At 45.2% G+C, this 12821-nt stretch carries 9 protein-coding genes; 6 read left to right on the top strand and 3 right to left on the bottom strand.

Annotated elements, in window-relative coordinates; genetic code table 11:
- Window positions 1-305: 305 nt before the first annotated feature.
- Window positions 306-1727 (top strand): 3-isopropylmalate dehydratase large subunit, encoded by a 1422-nt coding sequence (leuC, locus tag MKY28_RS07470; RefSeq protein WP_074095602.1) that lies wholly within the window; start codon window positions 306-308, stop codon window positions 1725-1727.
- 31 nt (window positions 1728-1758) lie between these two features.
- Complete coding sequence (leuD, locus tag MKY28_RS07475) at window positions 1759-2361, top strand: 3-isopropylmalate dehydratase small subunit (RefSeq protein WP_036607574.1); 603 nt, start codon at window positions 1759-1761, stop codon at window positions 2359-2361.
- Between the two features lie 196 nt (window positions 2362-2557).
- Here leuD and MKY28_RS07480 read toward each other — a convergent pair whose 3' ends face one another.
- The 3 genes from MKY28_RS07480 to MKY28_RS07490 form a co-directional block, all read right to left on the bottom strand.
- On the bottom strand, window positions 2558-4009 hold the full coding sequence (locus MKY28_RS07480; protein ID WP_340935452.1) for a serine hydrolase domain-containing protein: 1452 nt from the start codon (window positions 4007-4009) through the stop codon (window positions 2558-2560).
- A 72-nt stretch (window positions 4010-4081) separates the two neighbouring features.
- Complete coding sequence (locus MKY28_RS07485) at window positions 4082-5119, bottom strand: HAMP domain-containing sensor histidine kinase (protein ID WP_340935454.1); 1038 nt, start codon at window positions 5117-5119, stop codon at window positions 4082-4084.
- Window positions 5120-5162: 43 nt separating this feature from the next.
- Window positions 5163-5837: a response regulator transcription factor gene (locus MKY28_RS07490; protein ID WP_036607568.1), complete on the bottom strand. Its 675-nt coding sequence runs from the start codon at window positions 5835-5837 to the stop codon at window positions 5163-5165.
- A 276-nt stretch (window positions 5838-6113) separates the two neighbouring features.
- Here MKY28_RS07490 and MKY28_RS07495 point away from each other — a divergent pair, with 276 nt between their 5' ends.
- From MKY28_RS07495 to MKY28_RS07510, 4 genes are all read left to right on the top strand, one after another.
- The gene (locus MKY28_RS07495; protein WP_076317517.1) at window positions 6114-7520 is read left to right on the top strand and encodes an N-acetylmuramoyl-L-alanine amidase family protein; all 1407 of its coding nucleotides are present in this window, start codon (window positions 6114-6116) and stop codon (window positions 7518-7520) included.
- A gap of 258 nt (window positions 7521-7778) precedes the next feature.
- Window positions 7779-9188: an N-acetylmuramoyl-L-alanine amidase family protein gene (locus MKY28_RS07500; RefSeq protein ID WP_076250034.1), complete on the top strand. Its 1410-nt coding sequence runs from the start codon at window positions 7779-7781 to the stop codon at window positions 9186-9188.
- Between the two features lie 35 nt (window positions 9189-9223).
- A complete protein-coding gene (locus MKY28_RS07505; protein WP_076250035.1) occupies window positions 9224-9901 on the top strand; it encodes a GerMN domain-containing protein in 678 nt (225 codons plus the stop codon).
- A gap of 72 nt (window positions 9902-9973) precedes the next feature.
- The gene (locus MKY28_RS07510; RefSeq protein WP_076317518.1) at window positions 9974-12712 is read left to right on the top strand and encodes an S-layer homology domain-containing protein; all 2739 of its coding nucleotides are present in this window, start codon (window positions 9974-9976) and stop codon (window positions 12710-12712) included.
- Window positions 12713-12821 lie beyond the last annotated feature (109 nt).

Raw genomic sequence — 12821 nt, forward strand, 5'->3', positions numbered from 1 at the left:
ACTAGCAAAGCAGCTCTGGATTCAGGGCTGTTTTTTATGTTCTAGATAAAAAGCATTGACAGCGAAGCAGCGGAAACGTAGTATAAGACTTATCTGATAATGATAATTGTTATCAATTGAAACCTCTGCGACGAGCAGTGGTTTATTTGTCTTTCTCTCATTATAGGTTAAACCTATTACATCTATAGATATTATATCTTGGAACAATGAAGGACAGGGTGATATATTTATGTCATTCAAGAGCTTCACTTTTTAAAGAAAACAGAGGCTCTTCCAAGGAACGAACTTATAATGAGGTGAAAATGATGAGTAAAAAAACGATGTTTGAGAAAATTTGGGAAAATCACGTAATTCATCAAGAAGAAGGCAAACCAAGCATTCTGTATATCGATCTGCATCTGGTGCACGAAGTAACTTCTCCACAGGCATTTGAAGGTCTTCGTCTCAGCGGACGTAAAGTTCGTCGCCCTGAACTGACATTTGCAACAATGGACCACAACGTTCCAACGAAAGACCGTTTCAACATTACAGATCCTATCTCCAAACAACAAATTGATACACTTTCGCAAAACTGCCGTGATTTCGGCGTGAAATTGTATGATCTGGACACGATTGATCAAGGCGTTGTGCACGTTATGGGACCTGAACTGGGTCTGACTCACCCGGGCAAAACGATTGTATGTGGTGACAGTCATACGTCCACACACGGTGCGTTTGGCGCACTGGCATTCGGAATCGGAACAAGTGAAGTTGAGCACGTTATGGCAACTCAATGTTTGCAACAAGCAAAAGCCAAAACGATGGAAGTTCGTTTTGTCGGCAAACGTAACCCGGGTGTAACCGCAAAAGACATGATCCTCGCAGTCATCGCCAAATACGGTACAGACTTTGCAACAGGTTATGTTATTGAGTACACAGGCGAATCCATCCGTGAGTTGAGCATGGAAGAGCGTATGACGGTCTGCAACATGTCCATCGAAGGTGGAGCAAGAGCAGGATTGATCGCTCCGGATGAAACAACATTTGAATATCTGCGTGGACGTGAATACGTACCAGCGGATGCCAAATTCGACGAAGCTGTAGCAGGTTGGAAACAGCTTGTAACCGATGAAGGTGCCGAGTTCGACCATATGGTTGAAATCGATGTAGAGACATTGATTCCGCAAGTAACTTGGGGAACAAGCCCTGGCATGGGAACCGACATTTCTTCGAAAGTTCCTGTTCCGGCTGAATTGCCTACAGAAAACGAACGCAAAGCGGCTGAAAAAGCGCTTGAATATATGGGACTTGAACCGGGAACACCAATCGCCGAGATTCCAATTGATTATGTATTTATCGGTTCATGCACCAACGGACGGATCGAAGATCTGCGTGCAGCAGCACAAGTGGCTAAAGGTCACACGGTATCTAGTCAGGTTACAGCAATTGTTGTACCAGGCTCAGGACGTGTTAAAATTCAGGCTGAACAAGAAGGTTTGGATAAAATCTTTACGGAAGCCGGATTTGAATGGCGTGATGCGGGATGCAGTATGTGTCTGGCGATGAACCCGGATGTATTGAAGCCAGGTCAACGTTGTGCTTCGACGTCCAACCGTAACTTTGAAGGACGCCAAGGACGCGGAGGACGTACGCACCTGGTATCTCCGGCAATGGCAGCAGCAGCAGCAGTTAAGGGTCACTTTGTGGACGTACGGGACTGGAATTTCAAAACAGAAGCAGCGATCTAATCTATAACAGACAGAAGGGAGAACGTTTAATATGGAAGAATTCAAAACATTACAAGGCATCGTTGCACCGGTAGACCGGGTCAATGTAGATACAGACGCAATCATTCCAAAACAGTTCCTGAAACGGATTGAACGTACCGGATTTGGACAATTTTTGTTCTATGAATGGCGTTTTGATGAAGAGGGCAACAATAATGCTTCCTTCGAAATGAACAAACCTCGTTATGAAGGGGCATCCATCCTGATCTCACGTGCCAACTTTGGCTGTGGATCTTCCCGTGAGCATGCGCCATGGGCGATTTTGGACTATGGATTCCGTTGTGTCATCGCTCCATCTTATGCAGACATCTTCTATAATAACTGCTTTAAGAACGGAATCTTGCCAATCAAGCTGTCAGAAGAGCAAGTTGAAGACTTGTTCCAACGTACAGCGACACATGAAGGCTATGAGATGAATGTAAATCTGGAAAACAAAACGATTACTGATGCATACGGACTGCATATCGATTTTGATCTGGATGAGCACCGTCGTCAATTCCTGTTGCAAGGATTGGATGATATCGGTCTGACACTTCAACATGATGATGAAATCGCTGCTTACGAACAACGCCACGCGGCAAAACTGTTCGGTTAATCGTTAAAGTATTGCATAACAGAAAGCTTCTGCTCGCCAAAGGGACCTTGTTCCCATCGGTGAGACAGAAGCTTTTTGTAATTTCAGAAGCTAAATTAGCTTGATAAGTAGCTATACATAGAACTCCTGAATTTTCTTGGCCGAATACTTCAACAGATACAATAACAGCCGACTAAATAGAGAACCTAAAAATCGATTACTGAGGTAGCTCCAATGGGTCGTTTTTTGTATTCAGAAAATAGACATAGATATAACAAGCCAAATGCACGAAATTCACAAGTGACCATACCATAAGCCATATGATTGGAGTTGATAGCGTAGTCCAGATGCCAAACCAAGGCAGCACACGTCCTCCGCCGATAAACGTAACCAAGGGGGACAGAGATAAGAGAATTAGAACCGGGATCAGTCTACCGACCGTGATCATAATCAATTTGCTGATCGTTAGGCGTTGGTTGCTCCGACGTATGCGGAAATAGCCGTAGATGCCCCATGCAAGCGTAGCGATGATCAGCGCAATCATAATCATTTCCATATTCCGACCGTTTACAAAAGAGGTTTGGGGTTCCTGCCCCCTCATAATATCCGCTATTCCATCAATAAATGCCGAGTAATTCACATAAGCGTTTATACCAGAATTAAACATTACGGCAATGCCCATTTTCTCGTTCAAATAAACCAGTTCTTCGGACTTGTAGGTCCAGAAAATGCCGCTGTGGGAGATCGTTTGGCCGCTAGACGCATCTTGGTTTGCAAGCCAGCCCATGCCGTAAGGACCAATCGCTCCTGCGGCATGATATTGTTTCATCAGCACAGGGGAAACGAGGCGGCCATTATATTGGGAAAGCATCCAAAGGGACATGTCCTCTGCGGTTGAAACGATGCCGGCGGGGCCCTCAATGAACCAAAGCGGTTCGGATTGACTTATAGCGCGTCCCAAGCTCAGGTAATGTCCTAGAGGGATAGTATTATTCTCATAGAATTGCTGCGTTGTATTGACACTGAAGGTATGATTCATTCCTAACGGTTCAAAAATATGTTTTTTCAGATAATCCGAAAAGCGCTCTCCACTAACATTTTCCACGAGGTTCGCCAGCAGCACGTAATTGGGATTATGATAGCTGTAGGCTGTTCCGGGGATATGGGCAAGTTGAACCGTGTTTAATAATTGGTTCGCTTCAGCCAGTGATTGGAATTGCGGAGTCTTTGTCATATCGGGATTAATCTTGTCATTGAGACCACTTGTCTGATTCAGTAAATGACGGACCGTGATATCAAGAACGTGGGGGTCCTGTGGAGAAAGCTCTGGAAAATAGGAAGCGTAAGTCGCATCCAAGTCGATCTGACCCTTGTCCACCAGCTGCAGAACGGCTAATGCAGTAAAGGACTTGCTTAGTGAAGCAATGGGAAAAGGGGTGTTGCCCGTAACCTTCTGGCCGTCCGCCAATGTCCCGTAGCCTTTTGCGTAAAAGACCTCATCGTTATTGGCAATCGCCAGTGAAGCAGCCTTAATGTAATTGGCCTTCATGCTCCGATTCATATATTCGTCGATCTCCTGCAGCACTTCTGTCCTGTCTCTGGCTTCATTGGCGGATAAGGGGGACGCCCACGCGGTACATAACAACAAACAGCTAATTGTGATATACATTCTTTTTTTTAGTTTTAGCATGATAACACTCCTTGAATTCAAGATAAGGAGATGTTATCAGATCATTTTCAACTATTTATCAACTTGGGTCCCAATACTTGCCGTGACGCTTCCACCTCCGTTAGGACCGTTTGCAATCTGAAGACTACCTTCATGTTTTTCGCAAAATACCTTGCAAACGTAAAGGCCCAGCCCGCGATGTTCGCTCGCATCCCATACTTCGCCTCGGTAAAAAGGGAGTATAGCCTTACTCAGGGCTTCGTCAGAGAAACCAGTACCGTCCTCTGAGACGGTAATCTTCATAATACCTCCCTGAACGTCATAATGGACGTTCACTTGACTGGTTGCGTATCTCGCCCCATTAGCCACTATATTCTCGAAAATCTGCATGACGAGATAGGGATCTACATGTACTGAGGCATTATCATATTCCACGGATGAGACGAAACGTATACCGAACTGTTTCGCGATTTGTTCAGCGCTGCCATCCAGCAAAGCCGTCAATGAAATCGTATCCATCGATTGGATGTTCAACGGCACATCCTCCAGCCTCTGAATGGAGTTCATGGCCTCTGCATAACTCTCCAGACGCAAGATGTGAAGGTTCATAGTATGGATCAAGTCCAGCACCTTTTCTTCCGACAACTTCTTCTCAGGAAGATAGGTGGAGAGAAGCTCGGCGTTTCCTTTTAACACGGACAGGGGTGTTCTCAGATCATGGGCAAAAATAGCATTGATCTGCTTGCGCTCTTCAACCGAACGCCAAAGTGTCTTAAGGTTTTTTTCCAATTGTGAGCGCATGTTTTCAAATAGCGCGATCAGCTCGCCCATCTCATCCTGGCTGTCATAGGAAATGCGGAAGTCTAGATCGTTGGCCGAAATGTTCTTGGATGCTCGTTTTAATAGCTCCAGCGGACGTTTTAGCTTCCATCTGTAAAATAGAACGGCCATGGTGACAATACCAGTCGCTACGGTGAGCAGAACCGCCGTGACGAGGGAGGGCATCACCCAATCCGTTTCTTCGAAACGCAGCCGCAGGTTCTCCGCCCAAGCAAACTCCATAGTTATAACGGCAAGCACGGCAATGAGTGTGACCACACACAACAGCATAAAAGATTGTAGCAAGGACAATCGCTTTAAAACAGGAGTCTAGTCATGAACTTGGCCATTTGTACCCTACTCCCCAAACGGTCTCGATTTGATTATCACAGCCGTATTCCTTTAATTTGTAGCGAATTCGCCGTATATGCTCTGCGATGACGTTACTGTCACCTTGCTCGTCCATGCCCCAAATCTTTTCGTATATGCGTTCCTTTCCAAACACCATATCAGGATGCGTGGACAGCAATTCGACAATATCAAACTCTTTTTTGGGCAGTGAAATTCGCTTATCCAGGTAGTAGAGCTCCCTGGCCGTATAATCAATGACCAATTCATTGTTAAACCTTACCGAAGATTTAGTTTGGATTCGTTGTTCCCTGCGTATATGTGCTTCGACCCTGGCGCCCAACTCGCGAATGCTGAAAGGTTTCAGGATATAGTCATCGCCTCCGGCACGAAATCCCGCTATTTTATCAGCATCTTCGATTCGAGCCGTTAAGAATAAGATAGGGCAAGAGACAAAGTCGCGAATTTTTTCACATAATTGAAGGCCGTTCTGTTCAGGCATGTTGATATCTAACAAAACGAGATCGGGTTGTTTTTCCACTTTCCGCAGCGCTTCCCTGCTGTCCTTGGCCGTCATCACGGAATATCCGTTAATTTCAAAATAATCAGTCAGTAGCTTTCGAAGATCTGCTTCATCGTCCACGATCAGTATTTTAGGCATCAAGTCTCAATCTCCTGTATTCAAGTATTTGAACTCAGCATAGCAAAAATGGATGAGGAATGTAATTTCCATATGATTTCGGGTACTGGACGAATGGAGAAAGTAACCTTTTTGCCACTCAGTTTCCGACTAAATATGACAACGTTGTAACCGGATGATCAGACAATATCTGATAAACTGATTAGTAGATTATGGAAGGTTACATATTGTCATTGATGTAACGCTGCAGAGAATCAGGTCGGATGTTCAAAAGACAAAAAGAATGGTGGATGAGGTATGAAAAAATGGTCGGCAGCAGTCGTTTTTCTTCTGTTCCTATGTTTATTCCCAATCATGGCCCATGCAGACACCACGCCCTCGATTGTACTCGACGGTGTAACCATTAACCAGCAGACGGGTGCACCTGCAGAGAATATTGGGAAAACGGTCATGGTTCCAATTCGAATTGTATCCGAGAACCTGGGTTATAAGGTGAAGTGGGAGAAGGAAACTCAGTCAGTCCAGGTTCAAAAAGGAAACAGCATGATTCAAATGACGGCTGGCAAAGATGCAGCTACAGTGAATGGAAACGTGGTGAACTTGGATTCGCCCCCACTGATCAAACAGGGAACTACGCTTGTTCCGTTACGCTTTGTTGGGGAAGGCATGGGTCTGCGTGTTGGCTGGGACAATGGAACCAAGACAGTAAGCCTATTTAGTATTCCTCCCGTAGTTGAAACGGAAGGTGACAGTGACCCCGTCGAGGCACCTGTCCCGGATGGTTTGACAGAGCTTCAAGGCATCAGCTTCAGCGGAGATCGCTTGATTGTAGCAACAAACGGTAATATTAGCCCCAAAGTATCCAGTATTGGTGGGCCAGACCGAATTATTGTTGATCTGCCTTCAGCGACATTTTCTGAGGAATTCATTCAGGGACAAGCCTCTAACCCAGATGGGAGTGGACAGATTCTCGTTACGGATTCATCAATAGTTTCCAAAATCCGTTACGCCATGTTCAGTAAATCGCCTTCTACCGTGCGTGTCGTTCTGGATCTGAATCAGACGGCTACAGCCAAATGGTCTGTTGGAGATAACAATGTCTTGCTCGTTGACCTGACAGCCACGAGTGGAGAACCGACAAGCCAACCGGCAGTACCTACCAATGATGGCAAAACGATTGTGGTCATTGATCCGGGACATGGTGGTCGTCAATCGGGTGCAGTGAGTTTGTCAGGAGCTTATGAGAAGGATTTCAATCTGGCTGTAGGACTGAAGGTACAGGCAACCCTTCAAAAATACCCAAATATTCAAACGGTCATTACACGCCAGGATGATACAGAACTTTCGCTCAAACAGCGTGTGGATATTGCAGAATTGAATCAGGCAGATGTTTTTGTATCCATTCATGGAAACAAATTCACTACACCGGTACCAAACGGCATTGAAACGCTCTACAGTCGTAAAGAAAGCAAAACTTTGGCTGACACTCTTCACAAATATGTGTTACCGGTAACAGGACTCAAGGATCGTGGGGTTAAAACGGCTAGTCTGCATGTGACGCGTGAAACAACCATGCCTGCTGTGTTACTTGAACTTGGTTTTTTAAGTAACCCTACAGATGAAGCAGTCATGCTCACGGAAGAATACCAGGACAAATGTGCACAGGCGATTGTGGACGGAATTGTTGAATTTTTGGGACTGTAAATTGAATTGTGCGCAAATATGAAGGTTAGGGTATTACGTTGTTTAGAGATGTATATTTGATAAATAAGGAAAAAAGAAGACATTAAAATGTAAAAAAAGCTTGATCTTACAACGTTTTTTTTCTGTTATGTTGGAATATATTCGCAACTTTTGAGAGCGAGGGGCGTCTAATAGGTGTCTGGTAATGCCCAAGCGGTCAGTCGGAGTTGGAAAATGACAACATGCGGCAAAAAAATATGAGAATGGTAGGGGTGAAGGATGAAGAAGTTCGGTTTTTTGGTACTGTTATTTGTCTTTGGGCTCGTATTCCCGGGCTATAGTCACGCAGCAACAGACACGAAAATTATCCTAGACGGAAAAGAAATCGTACAGCCATCGGATACAAAAGCGGAAATTATCAACAGCAAGGTGATGGTTCCGATCCGGGTTGTGTCCGAAAATCTTGGATATAGCGTGGAGTGGAAGCAGCAAACTCAAACAGTGACTATTAGCAAAGACAACACTGCCATGCAGATGATTGTTGGACAGAAGACGGCAACGGTGAACGGCAGTAACGTAAACTTGGATGCCCCGCCACTCGTGAAAAATGGTACTACGCTCGTACCTCTCCGATTTATTGGTGAGGAAATGGGTCTTAAGGTGGGTTGGAACAATACCACGAAGACGGTAACATTAGTTACCCAGAATTCAGGTTCCGGAAACGGGACAACCACACCTCCGAACTCTGGCAATGAAGGCGGAGGATCGGATCAAGAAGGTCTTGTACTGGTGAACGGCATCAGCTTCAGCGACAACCGCTTCATGATTGCAACAAGCGGAAGTACGAAGCCGAACGTCTTCACGATGACAGGACCAGATCGAATCGTTATAGACTTGCCGAATACCGCATTTGCTGATTCGTTCAGTGAAGGACAGGCTCTAGACAGCAACCAGAATGGACAACTCGTCGTTAGCGGCTATCCGGATGTGTCGAAGATTCGTTACTCGTTATACAGCAACAGTCCATCTACAATTCGTTTTGTAATCGATCTGTCCAGTTCAAAAGGGTACAGTGTGCAAAATGATTCCGGACTGGTTATGATTAACCTCGACAATCAAAGTGGTACACCTGCCCCTCCAGTTGGTAATAATGGCAAAAAAGTTGTCGTTATCGATGCAGGTCACGGAGATCAGGATCCTGGGGCAATCGGTGTAACTGGTAAACGTGAAAAAGACTTCAATCTGGCAATGGCTCTGAAAGTGGAAGCCTTGTTGAAAAAAGAATCCAAAATTGACGTTGTGTTAACGCGCAGCGATGATACATTTTTGGCATTGAAAGAACGTGTGAAGATTGCACAAGACATAAAAGCGGATATTTTCATCTCCATTCATGCTAACAGTGGCCCTACTGCTGCGAACGGTGTAGAGACATTCTATACACGCTCCAACAGCAAAGCACTTGCTACAGTGATGCACAAGTATCTTTTACAGTCTTCCGGACTGAAAGATCGTGGAGTGAAAACGGCAAGTCTCCATGTGACCCGTGAAACGACAATGCCAGCAGTTCTGCTGGAAGGTGGATTCCTTAGCAATAAGAGCGACGAAGCAGCCCTGTTCACTGAGAGTTTCCAGAACAGTGTTGCCAAAGGGATTGTTGCAGGAATCAAGGAGTATCTGGGAATTAAATAAGGGACAAGCCCTTATGTTGAGGAGGCGGAGTTAGAATGAACAAGAAAATATGGATTGCAGCCTTGCTGGTAACGGTTATGGCAGTTGCTGCTGGATGTGGAAGCAAGCCAACAGCTGCTCCGAATCAGACGCAAGGCGCAGGAACTGAAAACAATGTAACCGAGGTTGAAGGCGAAACAATTACTGAACCGGTAACTGCTGAGCCTGAAGAGAATACAACGCCTACAGAATCGACGGAAGGCAGTTCGGAGGAAGAGACTACAACTACTCCGCCAAGCGAAACGTCTACGGAGAAGCCGGCAACTTCCGAAAGTAATGAAAAGAAAACGATCACTGTATTCTATACGGATGAAGAAGAACTGGAGTTGCACAAAGCTTCGGCAGAGATTTCATACGCATCGGATGATGCCAAATATAAAGCTGCCTTTGAATCACTGCAACAGAGCAAAGACGCTAAACTGGTTCCGCTGTGGTCTAAAGAAATTGAATTGAAGTCTGTTCAGTTCAAGGATGGAGCTCTTACGCTGGATATTCATATGCCAGATACGGCTCGTCTTGGAGCAGGTGGAGAGTCTTATGCGCTGGATGCTCTAAAACAAACGTTCTTCCAGTTTGATGAAGTAAAATCACTTGATTTACTGGTGGATGGTCAGCAGACAGAGAGTCTGATGGGCCATGTGGATCTTGAACATCCAATGACAAGATCCGAATAGGCTGTACAGCATGCTGTTGTACCGGGAATCCACGGAATATGGGTCGTTTTACATGAGAGAGGGGAATCATAGGTGACTTTTAAATATAACCATACATCACACTCTAAAAAAGTAGTATCAGCCGTGCTTGCAGGCATGATGGCCCTTAGCGCCGGCGGAGCTGCCATGGCAGCAGAATCAACAGAAACGGGGCAGGGTCAGACTGCTGCAATAACAAATACGGCTGCACCAACTGGTTTGTTCAGTGACATCAAGGTCGGATACTGGGCTGAGAAACATGTGTACAAACTGGCATATCAAGGTATTCTTCTCGGTAACAACGGCCTGTTCCGTCCAGGAGACGCGGTAACACAGCAAGAAGCTGTAACGATGGCAATCCGTTTTATGAATCAAGAGGGCCAGTTGAATACCGACACGGCTGCGGCATTACCGACAAACATGGAAGTGGGAAATTATTTCAAGCCATATGTCGCGCTGGCACTTCAACTGGGACTGATTGACAAAACGGAAGAATCAACGGTGGATGTATCCAAGACCTCCTGGGGTCAAAAACCGGCTTCACGGGAATGGATTACGAAATTGTTAATCCGTTCATTGGACAAGGATGCTGAAGCGAAGGCACAAAACAATCAATCTACCGGATTTGCTGATAATGCAAGTATTTCCGAAAGTGGTAAAGGTTATGTCAATCTGGCTGTTAGCCTGGATCTGGCCAAAGGTGTTGAAGGCAACAAATTCAATCCAACTGGTTCCGTAACCCGTGCTCAACTGGCTACCTTCTTCAGTCGTGGTGAATCGTTAACGGATACAACGTACCCGAACACATCCACGGGTTATGTGACAGGATTGAAAGATGGGCAGATCACGCTGGTTGTGGACGGCAAAGCCGTTAACTTCGCAGTGAACAGCAGTACGCCTTACTTTACGAAAGACAGTGAAACTCGTGCTTCCGCCACAGATGTGAAGCTGTATACAAAAGTTATGGTTGTAGGTTCTGCAGGTGGGGCTTCCTATGTGGAAGTTGTTGATGCTACACCGCAGGTGGAAAGTGTTGAAGGTACATTTGCACGTTCATTGTCTGGTAATAAAATTGGTATCTTTGTGGGCGAGAATTACGAAACGTACAGTTATGATGAGGCAACTGCATTCATCGATCAGAATGGTAATGCAATCAAACTGTCCGATATTACGGCAGATAGCATCATCGAAGTACAGCGTGAGACGTTCTCGACTGACAAAAAAACAGTTGCTATTCGTGTGAAATCCGGCATTGTTAACAAGAGTGACAATGGCGTAGTTGCTGAAGTATCCACTTCTGGCAAAACGATCAAACTTGTCAATGCAGCGGGTGCAACAGAGCAGTTTGCATACAATGACAATCTGCTTATCACATATCAAAACCGTATCATGTCAGTGGCTGATCTCAAAGCCGGCAGTGCCGTGAAATACACCGTAAAGGACAGTGTTTTGCAAACTATCACATTGTCTCAAGGTGTGGAGCAATCTGTGCGCGGAACATTGGTTGAGATCGGTGGCAACCAGTCCACGTTAACGTTCAAACGTGAAGGGGGTTCCCTTGAGGCGAAACTGCTGACTGAAAAGCCGGAAGTTATTATTAATGGTATTCAGGATGCGACGCTAAATGATCTCATCACGGATGCAACGAACGGGGATCAGGTGGAGTTGTCATTGAACTCTGACGATCAGGTAACACGTATTCAGGTGATTGGACGTCAAATGGAACCTATGAACGGAGTAACGGTTGTATCTTACAACAGCAAAACAAAGGTACTTACCGTACTGGACAACAACAAAAAACCGTTTGTATTTACATTGGATGAGAAAACCAAAATGGATTACAATACGACCAAACCTACACTCGCTGGTCTGGAGTCGATTTTGAATGATGGTCGCAAATTGGATCTGACCTATGTGGGAACACGTGCGTTGTCCGTTAAAGTGATTTACAAGTACGAAGGTACGATCAGCAACATTGACACAACGGGCAGAAAAATCAGTGTGTTGTCTGGTAATCAGACGATTACAGTGCCTTATACTACCTTACCTACGGTTGAGATCTATAACAAATCGGGCGCAAGTCTGGGAGATTTGAAGATTGGTGACAAAGTGACCGTAACGCTTGGAGCAAATCAGGATGTAGTGCAGAAGGTTTCACTGAACACTGTGGCTCAATTCGAAGTGGTTGCCTTGGAAGCAAATAGTCGTATTCGAGTAAAATCCGATCTGTTGACAAGTCAGTTCTACGTGGATCAAGCCGTACTGACAGGAGAGAGTGGTCAGACGATCACGCCTTCACAACTGACAGCAGGCAACCTGATTAATGTAACGTTTGAAGGAGTTACGCCAAAAGCGGTTCAAGTCGTGAAGCGTACGCTGGCTGAAGTTACAGCGGTGGATGCTTCATCTGTAACGCTCAAACAGTTTAACGGCCAGACTGAAACCGTGCCTGTTAGCGGTTCGGTTAAAGTCGTAAAATCTGGCTCCACATTAACTTCACTGACTAGTCTTACGGTCGGAGATCGTGTGGAAATGACAAAAGATACGGATAATTCCACACGCTTCAGAGTACTAACTGTCATGAGCAAACAATTCTGGTCTTATGATGGCGTTGGTAACCAGATTTTGGTTAAACGAGAAACGACAGCAGACACAAACTATCGTTTTGCACTCGGATCAAGTGTATTTGTTCACCAGGGTGACAATACTTTAAGCGTGCAATCTCTCAGAGATAATGATAATATTGTATTGTATCTCCTGAACAATGTTATTCTTGAGATTCAAAAACAGTAATCGTTTCTTTTCGAGGATCAAAAGAATGACCGTCTTGATACGGGATCTTTCCCGCATCAAGACGTTTTTTTTGCAAGCTTTTTGAGGTCCCCGCAAAGTACTCGGATGA

The organism is Paenibacillus sp. FSL R5-0473, assembly GCF_038004565.1.
In the GTDB taxonomy this organism is placed as follows: Bacteria; Bacillota; Bacilli; order Paenibacillales; family Paenibacillaceae; genus Paenibacillus; species Paenibacillus amylolyticus.